Genomic DNA, 19,559 nt, shown 5'->3' on the forward strand with positions numbered 1-19,559 from the left:
ACAAGTGTTGCAAAATAAAGTTAACAAACAGCAACAAAGAGCAATAAACCAGAAAAGCTTTCCAATAAGTTGAAAGTTTTATGTTCTTTGTGAAATATTTCACAAAGACATCGACAGAAATGTTACATTTAACATGTATTAAGAAAAGGAGGCGAAAGAAGACAAAATTAATAGTTTGCTAAGGAGGAACTAATATGTTAACAAACATCGGAATTCCAGGGTTGATTTTGATCTTAGTTATCGCACTTATAATTTTTGGCCCGAAAAAGCTACCGGAAATGGGTAGAGCCGTAGGTGACACTTTAAAAGAATTTAAGAAGTCTACTAAAGAATTAACAGCAGATGATGAAGGAGATAGAAAATAAAATTTAATATTTAAAACACAAAATTCATCGTCAACCGCAAAAAAAAATGTTAATCACGCCAATGATTAACAACAAAAATTTAAAAAAATATTCAATTTCATTTTACCAGATAACTAGTTAGAAAGCATCAATAAATAGAAAAGAAATGCTAATACAAAAAAATCAATTATAGAGCGAAAGCATCATTATATGGAGGTGGAACTTGTGAAAGTAAATAGAAGAAATTTCTTAAAAATTTCAGCCGCTAGTGGACTTTTCGTAGCTGGGGCGACACAAACAAAACCAGCTTTAAATGCTTTTACCAAAAGCACGGAGGCCTCATCAAAAAATGAACCACAAGGTGAATGGAAAGCAAGTGTTTGTCAAGGCTGTACTGCTTGGTGTGCCGTTCAAGTTTATATAATTAATGGTCGCGCAACAAAAGTAAGAGGGAATCCTCATGCAAAAGCAAATCATGGTCATTCATGTGTTCGTTCGCATATTGCGCTTCAACAAGTGTATGATCCGGATCGTGTAAAACAACCCATGAAAAGAACAAATCCGAAAAAGGGGAGAGATGAAGATCCAGGGTTTATACCAATTTCTTGGGAAGAAGCAATGGATACGATTGCCGATAAGATAATGGAGCTTCGTGATAATAACGAAACTCATAAGTTTTCAGTGTGGCGTGGGCGTTATACAGCTTTAAACGGAATTTTATATGGAAATATGCCGAAGATTATCGGTTCACCAAATAATGTTTCTCACTCATCGATTTGTGCAGAAACAGAAAAGCATGGCCGCTATTACACAGAAGCTTATTGGGGTTATGCGGACTATGATCATGAAAATGCTTTTTATGAAATTTTATGGGGAGCTGATCCTATTGCTTCCAACCGCCAAGTTCCGCATACAGCAAGTATTTTTGGTAAGTTAAAAGATCAAGCGAAAATTGCAGTAGTAGATCCAAGGTTATCGACAACAGCAGCCAAAGCAGATGAATGGTTACCGGTTATTCCAGGTGAAGACGGAGCTTTAGCTATAGCAATTGCTCACGTATTATTAACGGAAGAGTTATGGTATAAACCGTTTGTCGGTGATTTTAAAGATGGTAAAAATAAATTCGTTGAAGGACGCACAGTTAGTGAAGATGACTTTGAAGAAATTCAAACATATGGATTAGTAAAATGGTGGAACATTGCATTGAAAGATGCAACGCCTGAGTGGGCAGCTGAAAGAAGTGGAATTCCTGCTGAGCAAATTTATCGTGTCGCTAGAGACTTCGGTCGTGCAGCACCAAAGGCAATTTCGTTCATGTCTCCAGGTTCTAATATGGTTGTTCGTGGTGGTTATACAGCACAAGCGATGGCAGCTTTAAATGGCTTAGTGGGCTCAGCGGATACTTTAGTTATTTGTGGTGGAGAAAGTGCTCCTGTCAATAGTTGGCCTAGCATTGATGCTTACGTTGATGAAATTGCAGAAAAGGGAAACAACATGCCACGAGCTGACTTTGGTGGTCGAAAATTAGAAATGCCAGCTATGAACTCTGGAAGACCTGGGGGAATAAAGCCAACGAACACAACTGCAGACTCTATTTTAAACGATGACCCATATGGACTAAAAGTCGTGATGAGTTACTGGACGAATTTCAATTATAGTAATCAAGGCTCAGACCGTTGGGACGAAGCGTTAGCGAAACTACCATTTATGGTTCATATGACTTTACACCCAGCTGAACAAACACATTTTGCAGATATTATTTTACCTGTCCCGCACGCAATGTTCGAACGATTAAGTCCAGTTCGCGGAAGTAATGGTAACTTATACAGACATGTTCATATGCAAACTGGGGTAATCGAATCGCCGTTTGACGTAAAAATTGACGAAACAGAAGTTCCATGGATGTTAGGTGAAGCGTTAGAAAGAAAAGGTTTTTCTAACTTAATAGATTATTTGAGAAACGAGTTTAGAGATCCTGAAACTGGAAAACACCCTGAAAATGGTCTTGAATTTAATGAGATTGCTACGAAAATGTATACACAGCCGTTATGGGATCCTTCAATAGAAAAGAAAGGTGACGTAATCAATGGTTGGGATGAGTTTTTAAGAATTGGTACGTGGAACTCTATTCCTTATCGTTTCCGTCAAAAGTGGAATGGTAATTGGGGAACTGAGACTGGCGATTTTGAGTTTTACAGTGAAACATTGAAAAAGGCATTAACGACGCATGCTGAAAATCATAACACGAATGTTGATAAAGTAATGGAAGCGACGAATTACACTGCTCGTGGAGAACTAGCGTTTGTTCCACACTATGAGCCAGCTTATCGCGTTGGTGACGAAAGTGAATATCCGTTTATTTTCAGTGATCACCGTTCGAAATTAAATCGGGAAGCACGTTCAGCAAACTGTTCGTGGTATCAAGAATTTAAAGATGCTGATCCTGGTGATGAGGCGTGGGATGATGTGGCAAAAATTAATCCAATTGATGCAAAAAGGTTAGGAATTAATAATGGGGATATGATCAAGATTACATCCCCAACAGGGACAATTACCGTAAAAGCGAAGCTCTGGGAAGGAACTCGTCCAGGGGTTGTAACAAAATGTTACGGCCAAGGTCACTGGGCTTACGGCCATATCGCTTCACTAGATCGCAAAAAACAAATTGCCCGTGGAGGTAACAATAATACAATTTTAGCTCCTGTTCATGAAGCATTAAGCGGAAGTGGTGCTAGACACGGTGGACAAACAAGAATAAAAATCGAAAAAGTTTAATAGAACGTTAAAAACGTACGGAGGTGACGGTTGTGGCTAAAAATTATGCAATGACAATTGATCTACAATCATGTATCGGTTGTGCAGCGTGTTCAGTTGCTTGTAAAAATGAAAATAATACTGATACAGGAATGAACTGGTCTCACCATATTCACACGACAACAGGAACATTCCCGAATGTGAAATATGAGTATATTCCGACATTATGTAACCATTGTGATAACGCACCATGTGTAAAAGCATGTCCAGTCAAAGCGATGTATAAAGATGATGAGAATGGTTTAACTTTACACAACGCCGATAAATGTATCGGGTGTAAAGCATGTATGGCATCTTGTCCTTATGGAGTAATTTCCTATAACAAGAAAGATCCACATCAATATTGGAACGATCAAGAGTCTTGGTACGATGATGTTTCAGCAACTCCAGCTGAAATTAAAGAAAAGATCGGTACAGAAGTTCCTTATTACAACCCAGAGCGTGCTTTTAACTACGAGGCAATTCGCTACCGTGGGATCGTAGAAAAATGTCAGATGTGTGACCATCGACTAGATCGTGGTGAGCAGCCATACTGTGTAAGTAGATGTCCTGCTGAAGCGAGATATGTAGGAGATTTAAATGATCCTAACGACAAAATTCATGAGTTATTAACACATGATCATAAAACGTTACGAGAAGACTTAGGTACGAAACCGAAAGTATTTTATTTAAGAAGTTTCTAAAAGAAATATAAACTATTAAAAAGAGGAAGTGACTAAGGGATGGGAGAGAATTTAGGAGTTTTTCAACATAAGGCAAATCTATATAAGGTTTTGTCGGAGTTATTTGATAAACCAAATGTAGGATTTGAGGAGTTGTTCGAACCATTAAAAAATAGTCTACGAACTCTTTACCCAGACCTTGTCACATACGGTGAAGAGTTAGAGAAAGAATTTAAAAACGTTATGGCAGAAGATGAAGCTTTAACAACATTAGCAGTAGAACACGCCAAATTATTTATCGGTCCTTTCGATGTGCTTGCACCACCGTATAGCTCTGTATATTTAGAAAGTGGTCGTCAGCTACAAGGGGAATCAACTCGCTATGCTGAACAAATGTATCAAGAGGCAGGTATCGCCATTTCAAATGATTTTAAAGATGTTCCGGATCATATAAAAGTAGAGCTTGAGTTTGCATATTATCTTTATTTCCAATATGTACAAACGAACGAATTAACGTACCTTCATACATTAACGAAGTTTATTCATACTCACTTAAGTAAATGGGTGTTACCTTTTAAAGAGCAAGTGCATAAACGGGCAAACTTAAACTTTTACAAAGTTTTAGTAGATGTAACTGCGAAAGCAGTGATGAGTGAACGTGAAGAGTTAAATCCCGCACCAAATATGAATTAACTAAAACTGAAAATTTAGGAAGGGGGTAAAAACGTATGTGGCAAAAGTTGTTAATGAAGCGGATGATCGATAAAAGCTTTGTTCGTTGGAGCGAAACACGATGTTTGAGAAATCGAAATAAACACTCACAATGTTCCGCGTGCGTTGATATTTGCCCCCAACCAGCATTAAAAATTGTTGATGGTCAATTATCCTTTAAAGATGATCATTGCTCTAATTGTAAGTTATGTGTTCACGTCTGCCCCACGGAAGCAATGTACTATGAATATGAACAGCTTTATAAATACGAACAAAAAATTCAAAGTTATGAAACGGTATGTTTTTCATGTGAGGAACAAGGAAATGGAAGTACAGATGTAATCTTGCCTTGCATTTCAGCTCTAACCCCTGAAATGCTAATGATTGCAGATTTATACGGAAAAGAAAAGCAAATTTTTTGGAATGAAAAAACTTGTCAAACGTGTAAATCAAATTGGAGTCATGAACGAAATTTAGACTGGGTCGATGATTGGAATAAAAGCGATGTGTTTAAAAGCAACGTCAACATCATCTCTCATCCAGAGCAAAAAATCACTAATAAACGGAAGTTAACAAGGCGAGAGTTGTTTTCATTTACAAAGGATAAATCGAAAGAGCACGTTGCGACACTTGTCTTTGACTCTTTCGATAACTTTACGAATATAAAAAACAAACTTTCATTAACTGATCGTCGTAAATATTTAGTAGCTTATTTGAAGAGAAAAAACATGTCCGGAAAAGTACCGGATAAGATGGCAAAAAAACTTGGAGTAGTGAACATCAACGTGACAAGCAACTGTCAGTTATGTCAAAAGTGTTCCGCGGTGTGTCCTACAGGTGCCCTAAAGATTGTTGAAACAGAAGAGATGAAAGCTTTAACGTTTCAGGCGCAACACTGTATTGACTGTGATATTTGCGAGCATGTTTGCTTAGAGATTAGTAAACAATCTATCTGTTTTGAGGAAATACAAAATAAAACAGTACTTCAAGAGCAAAAGTTAAATAAATGCCCTAGTTGTGGAGATGTGAAGCTTGAGAATGACACTTATTGTGATGAATGTAATGTAAAACAAGTACGCAAAAACATTCTTCTCCACAATTGGTAAAAAAAGAAAAGATTAATTGGAAATTTTCCAATTACACTTTAAGGAGGGAATAAACCATGACAGCCAAATCGGCAAAAGGTTTACCGATCGTTATCATAGCTGGTATCGTTCTTGCTATTGGTATTTTCAGTATGGGAAACACGTTAGTTCAAGGTCAAGTTTTGTTTGGGTCCACAGACCAAGTACCTTGGAATATATTAATCGTCGCTTATGTATTTTTAGCGTTAGCGGCTAGTGGGATGTGTTTAGTATCAACGTTCGGGCATGCATTAGGTTTTGAGCGGTTTGAAATCATTAGTAAACGCTCACTTTATTTAGCGATAGCGGTATTAATTCCAGCGTTAGTCGTTCTTACAATGGATTTAGGAAGAATTGACCGAGCAATTTATTTTATTACGTCACCTAATTTACAAGCACCAATGTGGTGGATGGGAGCTACTTACGGTATTTACGTAGTCGTATTACTTTTTGAATTTTTCTCGGTTCAAACAGGGAACGAAAAAGCGGTAAAAGTTGCTTCGTACATCACACTATGTGGAGCAGTAGCAGCAACGAGTATTTTAGGTGGGATCTTTGCAACTGTTGTTACTCGCCCGTTATGGTACGGCGGAGCATTACCGTTGTTCTTCGTACTATCGGCATTAATTACAGGAATAGCAACGTTAATGATTGCAACGGTATTAACGTATAAATTTACAAGAGAGACAATGAGTTATCGTCTTCAAGAAGTGCTAAGTTATTTAGGAAAAGCGATGGCAATTCTACTAGCTGTAGCTTTAGGGTTTCACTTGTGGCGTTTGATCACACTGTTTTATGTCGGATCAGATAGCTTTGGGATTATTTTAAATGGTATGTACTCAACGGTCTTCTGGGGTGTCGTGATCGCTTTAGGGATTATCGTTCCAATCGTGATGCTAATGAAAAACAGAACGCCAATGAAATTAGTTGTAGCAGGAATGTTCGTTCTCATTGGTATGTTCGTCGATAAGTATATTACTGTCATGGGTGGACAGCTCGTTCAACCTTTTGGAGAAGTAGCAACATATACAGCGACTTTTACAGAATGGGCAATTATTGCCGGTGGTATCGCTGGGTCGGTACTAATCTACATGTATGGTGTGAAGAAGTTCTCACTTGAGACCCACGGCCATGAGGATGAAAAAGTAACAGAGGTTAAGCCATCTAAAGCAGGTTAAAGAAGTAAAATTATAATCCTTGAAAAGCTGTTAATCATTGAGATTATGATTAGCAGCTTTCTTTATCGTCCCTAAAATATAAATTTACTAAACGATAAGAGAAGGATATTTTTGGATATATTTCAAAACTTCATTGACAATTAAATAAATTCCCACATAAGAATCAATAAAAACTGTATATTGTTATTAGTTAATGAATTTCATAATTCAATATTTTCGCCATTAAGTAACTATATGTAGTTTGATATGGCTTGTTTTAGGTAATTATCAAATTCACTCAGTAAACTAATAAATGAGTGTTTTCCTATTTTTCTAGAAGCTAGTTCGCTCGCAACTCGTGATTATTGTACAATCGTGGATAGACTTGCATACTGTAAATAAGGAGTGATTGTTATAAAAAAGCTCGTAATAACCTTGCTTTTTTTCATCGGATTATTAGCGTGTGATTCAACTGTAGAACGAACGTATATTCCTTTAGTTGATCCTGACGTAGTAGAAGAAACTGTGACGGAACAATCTGCTGAGACCGTTCGTGTCGCTTTTGCTTCGGTTGTATCACCGGAAGAAACACGTTATAAATATGATTTTTTAATTAAGTATTTAGAATATCGACTAGAACGCCCCATTACAATTATTCAAAAACAAACGTATGATGAAGTTAATCAATTACTAAAAGAAGGAAACGTTGATTTAGCATTTATTTGTTCATTATCCTATGTTATTGGTACGAATGAAGGGTATATGGAAGATATCGCGACAACTAAGATCGATGGAAAAGACCTTTACCGTTCGTATGTGATTGTTCATCAAAATAGTGGATTTTATACACTCGATGACCTAAAAGGCAAAAGGTTTGCCTTTGTAGACCCATACTCTTATACAGGCAAGCTAGCATTGCTCGATATGCTTGATCAACGTGGTTATACTGCAGACGTATTTTTTGAAGATACATTTTTTACGTATAGTCATGATTACTCAGTAAGTGCCGTAGCAAAAGGCATTGTTGATGCTGCTACTGTTGATGGTATAACTTTTGACATGTTATTAGAAATTGAAAATGAAGATGCGTTGCAAATTAAAATCATCGAGAAGGGACCTTGGGCAGGTGCGCCGCCAATTGTTGTATCTCATAAAACTGATCCTAAATTAAAAGAAGATATAAAAGGTGTTATTTTATCATTAAATGAAGTTCCTACTGGGCAACAGATTTTAAAGGAGTTAATGATTGAGGAGTATGTACCGATTAACCGTGAAAACTATCAACCAATTAGAGACGTCTTACACTTAATGGGTGACTAATATGTATAAAAAAAAGGCTATTAATTTCTTTTCTAGCGTATCCATCCACATAAAAATTTATGGCATGGTTTTTGCGGTTATTTTTTTAGTAACTATTATTAGTTTATTTGCAATACGAATCTCAATCACTGAAACACTTTCGCAGCAACTAGATGAGAGAGTTAAGTCAATCGGTAGTGATGTAGCTGCAAAGAGCGGTGATCTATTGTTAACTAATAATATTTATGCTCTGCAAAAGCTTGTGAACGATACGAAAAAAAATAATAAAGATATTGAATATGTTTTTATTTTAAATGAACAAGGAAAACCGATTGTTCATACTTATGAGAACCATAAATTAAGTAGAGAGTTAAAACATATAAATAATGTAAATCAAGATGATATCGTTAGTTTAGTTTTGTTTGAATCTGAAAAAGGTACGATTCGTGACGTAGCGGTACCGGTCGTAAAAGGTCTTGGCGGAACTGCTCGAGTCGGATTACGAAGTGATTCTTTAAATCAAGCTTTGAAAGATGTAACGACACAAATGTTCATCACAATGCTACTTGTGTTAATGTTATCGGTGGTGATTGTTTTAGGGCTAACGCGAGTTATTACTTTGCCAATCACTCAATTAGTGGACTTAACGAAACGTGTTGCAAAAGGTGATTTGACACCGCGAATTAACAATTTTCCTAATGATGAAATCGGAAAACTAACGAATTCTTTTAATTGGATGTTAGGAAATCTTGAAAATGAAAAAAATGAAAAAGAGGAATATTATAATAAAATTTTAACGAGAAATCGTGAATTAACACTATTAAATATACTATCTGCAAATATAACCTCAGTTGGAGATTTGAGGGCAGTGTTACAAAAGTTTATTGAAAATCTCGTACGTGAACTATCATTAAATAGTGCTTTTATACAAATCAAAATTAATAACCAAGTAGAAACGATTTCTGATAGTAAAGAAAAGTGTTTAGTAGAAGTGAATGATAACGATCGTGAAGACCAAAAGTGTGTTTGTGAAAATGATCAGGCGAAAGTGACTAATACTTTCCCTCTCTTAGTAAAAGAGCAATATGTAGGAAAAATTCAAATTTGTAACTCAAAAGAATTAGATCCTTACTCTGTGAATATATTAAAATCGGTCGCCAACCAACTTTCAGTCACGATTGAAAATATTCAACTTTGGCAAGAGTTAAAAAAGAAAGAAAAAGTTCGGCAAATGCTTTTTGAAAAAGTAATGACCGTTCAGGAAGAAGAACGAAAACGAATTGCGAGAGAATTACATGATGAAACGAGTCATTCACTTTCGTCGATTTTATTAGGGTTAAAAGTACTACAAGAAGCGCCTTCGGAGGAAGTAAGGAAAAATGAGATTTCAAAACTAAGACAATTAACCCATAATACCATCGAAGAGGTGCATGATTTAGCTTGGCAATTACGTCCGAGCATATTAGACAAATTTGGGTTGAAAGTAGCTATTGAGCGATATATTGAAGAATTCAAGAAAAAGTATCCTGCTGATTTCGATTTAATTATTAATGGTTTTGGGACAGAAAGACTAAGACCAGAGGTAGAAACTGCTATTTTTAGGGTTGTACAAGAGTCGTTAACGAATATATTGAAGTATTCCAAAGCAACCTCAGTGAGCGTTATAATAATGAAGAGTTCAACAATGATTTCTGTCATTATTGAAGATGATGGTATTGGTTTTAATGTTGAGGCCGTGTTAAATAAAGATCCTTCTAAGTATAACTTAGGAATAAGAGGGATGCAGGAAAGAGTCTTATTATTAGGAGGGACCTTAAATATCGAATCTGAACTTGAAGAAGGTACAGCGATAATGGTGAAAATTCCTTTAAAAGATGGAGGAGGAGAATTGCTTGACGGTCAAAATAATGCTAGTTGATGATCATCCCGTTTTTCGTTCAGGCTTAAAAAATATAATATTAACAGAAGCAAATTATGAAATAGTTGCGGAAGCTGAAAACGGTAAAATGGCCATAGAAAAGGCTCTCGAGATCAAACCTGATATTATCATTATGGATATCAATATGCCCGAGAAAGATGGGATTGAAGCAACGAAAGCAATTAAAGAGGTTAACTCGAATATTAAAATATTAATTTTAACGATGTATTCAGATGAAGCATATTTAAAAGAAGGCTTGAAGGTAGGGGCTTCAGGCTACGTTTTGAAAAGAGCCGTGGATACAGAGCTTGTAACTGCAATACAAACAGTAGTAAGAGGTGAGCATTACATTTATCCGACACTAATTCCAAGTTTATATACAAAATCACAAGAAACAGAAATGCAATCTGATGCTGAGGATAGTGTAGATTTATTAAGTGCTAGAGAAAAAGAAGTTTTGAAATTCATTGCTTTAGGCTATACCCAAAAAGAAATCTCAACAGAACTTTTTATTAGCATTAAAACGGTTGATACGTACAAAACAAGGATCATGGAGAAAATTGGTGCAAAGAAAAAATCAGGCTTAGTTAGATACGCCTTAAAGCATGATATATTAACAAGCCTCGATTAATTGAGTGAATTTCATAATCACCAAAAATGAGTCACATCACGCAATATATAGTTTGCGAATGGTTTTGACGCAACTATATATTGATCTTAGGGGCGGAAATAAATAAATTATGAAATTCATTGAAATCGAATAAAAAACCACTACGTTAAAAAAGTTGTTTCAGTAGCTTTTTTAGCGTATTTTTATTTTTTCAATAACTATGTTTGTAAGCACTCTAAGGTCTGTTTTACCTTGTTTTCTATTTAGCCACAATTATCGTGAACTTTTTTCGAAAATTTTCCATTTTTCTCAGTAATTAAAAATTAATGCGTATAATTAGGAGTACAGAATTTGATTGAAGTTCGACAACGATGGTTTTCCAACCTTTAGTTAATTTTACTATTGAGAAAGGAAGTGGATAAATGTGGAAAAAAATTCTTGGTTCGTTAAATAAAGATTTTATAAAAATAAATAACGATCGTTGTCTCCATACAAATAATAAAAATTCTTTATGTTCGAAATGTGAAGATATTTGTCCCCAACCTGCACTTAAAGTTGATGCAAAGAAATTACTCTATAATATCAACGACTGTAGTGGTTGTAAACTATGTGTGCATGTTTGTCCAACTGAAGCAATTCAAAGTGAAATAGAGGACTTAGAAAAATATGAACAACAAATTTATGAACGTGAAACGGTTTATTTTGCTTGTAGAGAACAGGGATCAAAGGACTCGGACATTGTTTTACCGTGTGTATTATCTTTAACGCCTGAAATGCTAATGATCTCGGCTATTCACAACAAAAAAGTTTTTATCGTCTGGAATGAGAAGTTATGCCTTTCATGTCATTCAAACTGGACGCAAAATAGATGTCTTGAATGGATCGATGATTGGAATAACTACCAGATGTCCGATGAAAAAGTCGAGATAATTTTTACAAAAAACTCGAAGTTAAGCTTAAAACCAAAGCTCCCAAAAACTGAAATGCTTTTCCCGAAAAATAAAGTAGCGAAACGTCTACTAAATGATCGCTCAGGGGGGCGAGACACCCTCGCTTCAAATTTAAATAGATGGCCTTTAACGAAACGGAGAATGTATTTATTAGCATATTTTAAAAAAATAAATAAAGAAGGGGAAGTACCACAGAGTATTTCTGAAAAAGTAGGATTAGTCAATATTCGAGTTACTGACAATTGTCAATTATGCTTTAAATGCACGAAGGTGTGTCCGACTGGAGCCGTTTTTCATCAGCTAGAAAACGAAAGTAATAGTTTAATGTTTAACCCAAGCCTCTGTATTGATTGCGACATTTGCGAACATAGTTGTATTGAAATTGAAAAAGAACCGATCGAATTTGAAGACATTGATACGGTATCCGTTTTAAATAAAAGTAACTAATATTAATAATTTTATAATTGAACTATGGTTGTGAGTGTCAACAAACCAAATAAGTGAACTTTTTGCTAGTGTAGAATAATGAAGATAATTAAGTGCATTAATAATTAAACAAGTCCCCATTTCGTGAAAACGAAGTGAGGACTTGTTTTTAAATAAAAAAGAATGGATGACGCCTTGGTGGAGTATCATTTGTTTCCGAATTAGCTGGGAACGGTATCACTTGCTCGAAAGGCGGTGGTGGTAATACCGCTTGCTTTCCTTTTTTAAACGGAATGTCGATAATAGCACCTTTAGAATATCGGTCTTTCCTTAAATCATCAACAATTTGTTTACCAATTTGGCGTCCGAGTCGAAGTCCCTCATTGTTATCAGCTTCAAAATGAACACCCGCATAGAGCCTTGCTAAAGCAGTTTCCTCAGCAATTTCTCTTAACCTATCTTTTTCTGCTGGGAAGAAATAGCTCAGTACAACTTGCGCACAGCCGCTAACGCTAGCGTGTCCTGAGGGGTACGCTGGAAAATGTGGTGTTGGAACGATGGTTTCAATTTCTGAATCTAGTTGATCAGGACGAGCGACATCAAACATGTTTTTTAAATACCAAGTAATAACAAAGCAGTCGTTGATTGCTGCTTGTGTAGCCGCAATAATTCGAGCGGCTCTTGGAGGGTTTACGTTATATGTGTCGATAAGGCGGTCAATGATTGGCGTCCACTGCTTTGTTGGTGGGCCGAACGAAAAGTAATTGGCGATATTCCTTTGTTGTTCAGTTAAGTCACTAAGTGTGTCTTTAACTAATGCTAACTCTTTTCCATAAAAATCAATAAATTGAGGGTTACGTATTCGAAAAGATACAAGTTCTCCACTCAAATCTGTAAATTGATTGCACCAATTACGTTTGAAATAAAACATTGGCCAAGAGCTCGCTTCACGTTCAACAGGTTTAACTTTCCCATGATTTAGTTTTGACCATCTTGGTGTTTTAAAGCGTTCATTTTTTTTCATAATAAAAAATCCTTTCTTAGTATTATTTTAATCCTTAAATGGTTTAAGGGTTATAGTGCCCCACCTCAACGCGTAGCGTAAGTGGGAACTTTTAATCAGGTGGGGTCGAGACTCCATCTGATTTCTCGATGTTTCAGCTTGCTGAAACGAGTTCGCTTTGAAGTTTTGACCCACCGTACTTTTTTACTGAATTGGTTGATGATGATAGCTTGGCTAAAAAGTAGCTTCCGCTTTTCTCCATATATAGTTATGTTCATGCCTATGTCCAAGTGAAAAAAATTTTTCTTTGGCGATGTACATTTTTTCTTTTACCCCTTGACAAAATTTAAAGATTTCCTTAAAATCACATTAAGTAAAGAAAACATATAAAAATACTAGGGATTAAAAACGGGTTAACAACTCGGAAATAAAAGCTGACTAGAAAAACTAGAGGCGACACAAAGTTTCGATAAATGAAACTTAGTGTCGTTTTTTTATTGCCAAGGAAATTATATTGCGAAAGACTTGTGGATAACACCTTAATTACAAATAGGGAGGAGATTACATGGGGGAACTAGTTTATGCATCATTTAATGAAGATAAACTAAACAAAATGAATGAATGTCTAGCGAAAAAAGATGCAATTGATGTATTGAAATGGGCCTATAACGAATATGGAGAAGATGTTGTTTATGCTTGTAGTTTCGGTGCAGAAGGGATTGTTTTGATCGATTTAATTAGCAAAGTAAATCCTAATGCAACGATAGTTTTTCTAGATACGGAACTTCATTTTCAAGAAACGTATCAGTTAATTGATAGAGTGAAAGAAAAATATCCATCACTAAATATTAAACTGAAAAAGCCTCATTTAAGCGTTGAACAACAGAAAGAGCATTACGGAGATGAACTTTGGAAAACAGCACCAGACCAATGTTGTAAAATACGAAAGTTAAAACCGTTAGAAGAGGAATTGTCAAAATACGAAGCGTGGATCTCGGGATTAAGACGAGAACAATCAGCGACTAGAGCGAACGTTCAATATGTAAATCGTGATCAACGTTTTCAATCTATAAAAATATGTCCACTTATCCATTGGACGTGGGAGGAAGTTTGGATGTATATCAAACTTCACCAATTATCATACAACGAACTACACGACCAAAACTACCCGAGTATTGGGTGTGAAAACTGTACAGTTCCAGTGGCAGAAGGGCAAGATTCTCGTAAAGGTCGCTGGGCCAATTCTGCAAAAACTGAATGTGGCTTACATCAATAAGAAGTGTTGAGTTTTGAGTGATGAGTGTTGAGTTGTGAAGGTTTCGCTTCGAAGCATATTGTATGTTTTGGTTTTGAACTAGAAGTGCAACATAGAATCTACTCACAAAAACTCAAAACTCAAAACTAACAAACAAACAATAGGGGGATTTAAAATGACATTAAGCATTCCACACGGTGGCAAATTAGTCAATCGCATTAACGAAAGCTATGATTTTTCACATATTACGAAAGAAGTGCCGTTAGATGATTTTGCCTTATCTGATTTAGCATTAATCGCAAATGGTGCCTTTAGTCCATTAACGGGTTTTTTAGGAAAAGAAGATTATGAAACTGTTGTAAATGAAATGCGTCTTTCTGATGGAACCGTATGGAGCATTCCAATCACACTCCCTGTAACTGAAGAAAAAGCCGGACAATTAACGGTTGGTGAAGAGATTAAATTGACGTTTAACGGAATAGTTTACGGTGTGTTACAACTTGAAGAAATATATGTCCCTAATAAAACGGTAGAAGCTGCAAATGTTTATCAAACAACTGATTTAGCGCATCCTGGCGTAAAAAAATTACTTGATCGTCCGAATGTGTATATAGCGGGACCAATAACGTTAGTAAAACGTGTGAAATATGATCGTTTTCAAGAGTTTTATTTAGACCCAACAGAAACGAGAGAACAGTTTGCTAGTTTAGGGTGGAAAAAGGTAGTCGGTTTTCAAACGCGTAATCCAGTGCACCGTGCCCATGAGTATATTCAAAAGTCAGCATTAGAAATTGTTGATGGCTTATTTTTAAATCCTTTAGTAGGTGAAACGAAGTCAGATGACATTCCTGCTGATGTGCGGATGGAAAGTTATCAAGTGTTACTAGAAAATTATTACCCTAAAAACCGAGTATTCTTAGCGGTATTCCCGGCAGCTATGCGTTATGCAGGACCGCGTGAAGCAATTTTCCATGCGATGGTTCGAAAAAATTACGGGTGCACACATTTTATTGTAGGACGTGATCATGCTGGAGTCGGTGATTATTACGGAACGTATGATGCTCAATTAATTTTTAACAACTTTACAGCTGAGGAATTAGGGATTACACCGTTATTTTTTGAGCATAGTTTTTATTGCAAAAAGTGCGGCAATATGGCAAGTACAAAAACGTGCCCTCACGGAAAAGAAGATCGCGTCATTTTATCGGGAACAAAAGTGCGTGAAATGTTAAAGAACGGTGAGGTTCCACCGCCAGAATTTAGTCGAAAAGAAGTTGTTGAAGTATTAATTAAAGGCTTATCCGGAAAAGTACCATCATTATCGAAATAATGTAAGAGGGATATCCTTTTAACAAGAAAGGAAGAGGGCGATGATATTAGTCATCATAGCGTTTACGATTGCGTTATTTTTTGCAATGAATATTGGCGCTAGTGGAACGGCTGCAGCGATGGGTCCTGCTTATGGGAGTGGGGCGATTAAAACGAAAAGAGCGGCAATGTTAATCGTTGCAGCTTGCGCCTTCTTAGGGGCATTATCGGGTGGTGAAGTCGTCCGAACGATAGGTGGCGGGATTATCCCTTCAGAAATTATTAATGTAGAAGTGACAGTTATCATTTTAGCGGCAGCATGCTTGACATTATTTATTGCCAACTTATTAGGAATCCCACTTTCTACAAGTGAAGTTGTTGTCGGATCACTAGTTGGTGCTGGAATTGCTTTTCAAGCTGTTTATTTTGATCGACTTTTTATCATCGTCTCATTTTGGGTGATTGTACCGGTCGTTGCCTTTTTTTTAGCCATTGGTGCAGGTGTACTTATTCGGTTTTTAGAAAAAAGATTTCCTTCATTAAAAGGAAAAGGAAAATGGCATAAGTGGCTCGTTTACTTACTCGTTATTTCTGGCGCGTTTGAAGCATACGCAGCCGGAATGAATAACGTTGCTAATGCGGTAGGTCCACTTGTTGGTGCGGGGCTAATTGATATTAATTCAGCAGTGATAGTTGGCGGGTTGTTCGTTTCGTTTGGCGCAGTTGTTCTAGGTGGAAAAGTGTTGGAGACGAACGGTAAAAAGATTACGAGACTATCATTATTACAAGGAAGTGCCGTTTCGATGACGGGTGGCACGTTAGTCGTTATTGCGTCGATTTTTGGATTACCAGTTCCATTAACACAAGTAACAACATCAGCAATTGTCGGTATAGGTACGGTAAATAGTGGCTTAAAAGTACTGCAAAAAGACATTATCAAAAAAATCGCCATGGTTTGGGTTGTATCACCCGTGTTTTCTCTCGTTATTTGTTACGGCCTGATCATTTTATTTTTAAAAGCTGATTTTTATACGAGTTTTGTCATCATAAGTGTATTTATTGCTACAGGAGGTTCAATTAAACTCGCCCAAGCAGCGAAAAGAGAGCGAAGTGCCATTCACGACCAAGGCGGTGGAATTTAAACTTATAAGAAAGAAGGGATTACTAATGTCAGAAAATATCGTATGGCACGAAACAACGATCACAAAAGAGGAACGTCAAGAGAAGAAAGGGCATAAAAGTTCTATCTTATGGTTTACAGGATTGTCAGGTTCGGGAAAATCCACCCTTGCCAATGCTGTTGAAAAAGAGTTACACAAACGTAATGTACACACGTACGTCTTAGACGGAGATAATGTTCGTCACGGCTTAAATAAAGGTCTAGGATTTTCAGAAGAAGATAGGAAAGAAAATATACGTCGTATCGGTGAAGTTGGAAAATTATTTGTTGATGCCGGAGTAATTACACTTACGGCTTTTATTTCACCATTTCGCCAAGATCGAGATAATGTTCGAGCAATCTTAGAAGAAGGAGAGTTTATCGAAATTTTCGTCGATGCGCCACTTGCGACGTGTGAAAGTCGTGATCCAAAAGGCCTTTATGAGAAAGCCCGAGCAGGAGTAATTCCGAATTTTACAGGCATTAGCTCTCCATACGAACAACCAGAAAATCCAGAACTGACAATTAATACCGCCGAATTAACGATTGAACAAAGCGTTGAGAAAATCGTGCAATATTTAGTCGTTAACGGATATGTGAGATGATGAAAGGTTGTTAAAATAAATAGCTAATCGAACCGGAGTATGAATTTGTATCAATTTGTGCTCCGGTTTTTGCGCACAACCGAATTTTTAAATATTTTTTCGCTTTACTGAGAGAAATTTATTATAATCTACTTTAGTGAATTTATAATTTTATTTAATCGCCATCAAGATCGATAGGTAGTTGCGTTAACCCTTCGCAACTACCTATCGTTTCATATGGCTCTGTTAAGGTAATTATGAAATTCACTCACTTACTGCAAATTTTAAGAAAGTGAAGTGAAAAAAATGCAAAAAAAATGGTGGAAAGAAGCTGTAGTGTATCAAGTGTATTGGCGCAGCTTTTACGATACGAATGGCGATGGTTACGGTGATTTACAAGGAGTGATTGAAAAACTCGATTATATTGCTAATCTTGGTGTTGATGTGATTTGGTTAAATCCGTGTTACGGATCACCTGATGTTGATAACGGTTATGATATTAGCGATTATTACGGAGTAATGGAGAAGGCTGGTGATCTGGATACGTTAGAGCGACTTATCAATGAAGTTCACCAGCGTGACATGAAAATTATCATGGATTTAGTGGTCAATCATACTTCAGATCAACATCCGTGGTTCCTTGAATCTGCCTCATCAAAAGACAATCCAAAACGAGATTGGTACATATGGAAAGACCCGAAAGATGGTGTAGTACCGAATAATTGGCGCTCTTATTTTACGCCATCTGTTTGGGAGTTTGATGACCAAACAGGACAATATTATATGCATTCGTTTGCGGTTGAGCAGCCTGATCTTAATTGGGAAAGTCCAGAAGTACGTCATGCGATTTATGACATGATGCACTTTTGGCTGAAAAAAGGGATCGATGGATTTCGAATGGATGTCATTAACTTATTGGCAAAAATCGAAGGTTTTCCTGATGCCGACGACCCTTATGACATTTCATACTTAGGTAATAATCCAGGAATTCATGAATATTTGCAGGAGATGAACGAAAAAGTTCTAAGTCATTACGATGTGATGACCGTTGGTGAAATTCCGTTTGTAACTCCGGAAGATGGGCTTTTATATGTCGGTGAAGATCGCAACGAACTAAACACTTTGTTTCATTTTGAAGTAGCGGATAACATGCCGACATGGGATATGCTTCGTTATAAAGAAATTCAAGAGCGTTGGTATGAGGGCCTAAAAGGAAAAGGGTGGAACTCTCAATTTTTAAACAATCATGATCATACGAGACAGGTGACACGTTACGGAAACGATCAACAGTATCGTAAGCAATCTGCTAAACTTTTGGCGACTTTATTACATACATTGCCTGGCATGCCTTATATTTATCAAGGTGAAGAAATTGGGATGACTGGCGTTCGCTTTTCTTCAATTGACGACTATCAAGATATTGCGATGAAAAATAAATATAAAGAAGAAGTAGAGAAAGGAAGAGATCCGGAAGAAGTTTTTGAAAGCTTACTTTTGTTAAGTCGAGATAACTCTAGAACTCCTGTTCAATGGAACGATTCTCACAATGCAGGTTTCACTACTGGAACCCCTTGGATGAAAGTAAACCCGAATTATAAAGAAATCAATGTAAAAGAGGCTTTGCAAAATCGCAATTCCATCTATTACTATTATAAAAAACTAATTCAACTACGGAAGGAAAATGAAGTGATCGTTTACGGTGATTTCGTGGACCATTCCAAAAATGACGAAAATTTAGCGGTGATAAAAAATTGGTGATCGGAAATTATCCAGATGTGGATAATGAGAAGTTACCGAATTCAGTGCATCTTCGTCCGCATGAAGCGCGTATTTATGAACTGTAAAGCATAGGACATCCTTCACTTACCATACCATTTATTAAAGAGTGAATTTCATAATTACCAAAAATGAGCCACACCATGCAATATATAGTTTGCGAATGGTTTTGACGCAACTATATATTGATCTTAGTGGCGGTAATAATCAATTATGAAATTCATTGAATAAGTGTTTTTTCTAATAAAAAATACGAGGTGAGTGTGGTGATAAAAGGGATAGATTTACAAATGATTAGTTTCGTAAGCATCTCGCTTTTTCAAGACTATATTACGTATTTACAACTACCAAGAGTGTATTATTGGAAACAACAAACGATCATTCAAGATGAGGAAAACATATAAGAAGAAAGAGGCAGTACCTGCGATTGATCCTTAAATGGTTTAAGGGTCATAGACG

At 36.4% G+C, this 19,559-nt stretch carries 17 protein-coding genes; 16 read left to right on the top strand and 1 reads right to left on the bottom strand.

Features of this window, described 5'->3' with window-relative positions:
- The first annotated feature begins 194 nt into the window (after positions 1–194).
- The 10 genes from tatA (at position 195) to BKP35_RS11695 (ending at position 12,036) form a co-directional block, all read left to right on the top strand.
- Entirely contained in the window at positions 195–365 is a 171-nt protein-coding gene (gene tatA / locus BKP35_RS11650) for a twin-arginine translocase TatA/TatE family subunit (protein ID WP_071313525.1), read from the top strand.
- A 204-nt stretch (positions 366–569) separates the two neighbouring features.
- Complete coding sequence (locus BKP35_RS11655; protein WP_071313526.1) at positions 570–3,119, top strand: molybdopterin-dependent oxidoreductase; 2,550 nt, start codon at positions 570–572, stop codon at positions 3,117–3,119.
- Positions 3,120–3,151: 32 nt separating this feature from the next.
- Positions 3,152–3,841: a 4Fe-4S dicluster domain-containing protein gene (locus tag BKP35_RS11660; protein ID WP_245741953.1), complete on the top strand. Its 690-nt coding sequence runs from the start codon at positions 3,152–3,154 to the stop codon at positions 3,839–3,841.
- 39 nt (positions 3,842–3,880) lie between these two features.
- A complete protein-coding gene (locus BKP35_RS11665) occupies positions 3,881–4,513 on the top strand; it encodes a TorD/DmsD family molecular chaperone (protein ID WP_071313527.1) in 633 nt (210 codons plus the stop codon).
- 35 nt (positions 4,514–4,548) lie between these two features.
- Positions 4,549–5,637, top strand: coding sequence for a 4Fe-4S dicluster domain-containing protein (locus BKP35_RS11670; RefSeq protein WP_071313528.1), 1,089 nt, complete (start codon positions 4,549–4,551; stop codon positions 5,635–5,637).
- Between the two features lie 56 nt (positions 5,638–5,693).
- On the top strand, positions 5,694–6,833 hold the full coding sequence (gene nrfD, locus BKP35_RS11675; protein WP_071313529.1) for an NrfD/PsrC family molybdoenzyme membrane anchor subunit: 1,140 nt from the start codon (positions 5,694–5,696) through the stop codon (positions 6,831–6,833).
- 414 nt (positions 6,834–7,247) lie between these two features.
- Entirely contained in the window at positions 7,248–8,132 is an 885-nt protein-coding gene (locus BKP35_RS11680) for a substrate-binding domain-containing protein (protein WP_071313530.1), read from the top strand.
- Between the two features lies 1 nt (position 8,133).
- Positions 8,134–10,029: a histidine kinase gene (locus BKP35_RS11685; RefSeq protein WP_071313531.1), complete on the top strand. Its 1,896-nt coding sequence runs from the start codon at positions 8,134–8,136 to the stop codon at positions 10,027–10,029.
- On the top strand, positions 10,004–10,660 hold the full coding sequence (locus BKP35_RS11690) for a response regulator transcription factor (RefSeq protein ID WP_071313532.1): 657 nt from the start codon (positions 10,004–10,006) through the stop codon (positions 10,658–10,660). Before BKP35_RS11685 ends, BKP35_RS11690 begins: the two co-directional genes overlap by 26 nt.
- Before the next feature lie 401 nt (positions 10,661–11,061).
- Positions 11,062–12,036, top strand: a complete 975-nt coding sequence (locus tag BKP35_RS11695) for a 4Fe-4S binding protein (protein WP_071313533.1) — start codon at positions 11,062–11,064, stop codon at positions 12,034–12,036.
- A 148-nt stretch (positions 12,037–12,184) separates the two neighbouring features.
- On the opposite strand, the gene BKP35_RS11700 is transcribed toward BKP35_RS11695, so the two are convergent.
- Positions 12,185–13,039: a vanadium-dependent haloperoxidase gene (locus BKP35_RS11700; protein WP_071313534.1), complete on the bottom strand. Its 855-nt coding sequence runs from the start codon at positions 13,037–13,039 to the stop codon at positions 12,185–12,187.
- Between the two features lie 544 nt (positions 13,040–13,583).
- On the opposite strand from BKP35_RS11700, the gene BKP35_RS11705 reads away from it, so the two are divergent.
- The 6 genes from BKP35_RS11705 to BKP35_RS19585 all read left to right on the top strand — a co-directional run bounded on the left by BKP35_RS11705 (position 13,584) and on the right by BKP35_RS19585 (position 19,504).
- The gene (locus BKP35_RS11705; protein WP_071313535.1) at positions 13,584–14,294 is read left to right on the top strand and encodes a phosphoadenylyl-sulfate reductase; all 711 of its coding nucleotides are present in this window, start codon (positions 13,584–13,586) and stop codon (positions 14,292–14,294) included.
- Positions 14,295–14,448: 154 nt separating this feature from the next.
- A complete protein-coding gene (gene sat, locus BKP35_RS11710; protein ID WP_071313536.1) occupies positions 14,449–15,603 on the top strand; it encodes a sulfate adenylyltransferase in 1,155 nt (384 codons plus the stop codon).
- 43 nt (positions 15,604–15,646) lie between these two features.
- Positions 15,647–16,723 carry an inorganic phosphate transporter gene (locus tag BKP35_RS11715; protein WP_071313609.1) on the top strand — a complete coding sequence of 359 codons (1,077 nt, stop codon included), beginning with the start codon at positions 15,647–15,649 and terminating at the stop codon, positions 16,721–16,723.
- Between the two features lie 25 nt (positions 16,724–16,748).
- Complete coding sequence (cysC, locus tag BKP35_RS11720) at positions 16,749–17,345, top strand: adenylyl-sulfate kinase (protein ID WP_071313537.1); 597 nt, start codon at positions 16,749–16,751, stop codon at positions 17,343–17,345.
- A gap of 285 nt (positions 17,346–17,630) precedes the next feature.
- The gene (locus tag BKP35_RS11725) at positions 17,631–19,082 is read left to right on the top strand and encodes an alpha-glucosidase (protein WP_084031616.1); all 1,452 of its coding nucleotides are present in this window, start codon (positions 17,631–17,633) and stop codon (positions 19,080–19,082) included.
- 284 nt (positions 19,083–19,366) lie between these two features.
- Positions 19,367–19,504, top strand: coding sequence for a hypothetical protein (locus tag BKP35_RS19585; protein WP_169819208.1), 138 nt, complete (start codon positions 19,367–19,369; stop codon positions 19,502–19,504).
- Positions 19,505–19,559 lie beyond the last annotated feature (55 nt).

The organism is Anaerobacillus arseniciselenatis (assembly GCF_001865995.1).
GTDB lineage: Bacteria > Bacillota > Bacilli > Bacillales > Anaerobacillaceae > Anaerobacillus > Anaerobacillus arseniciselenatis.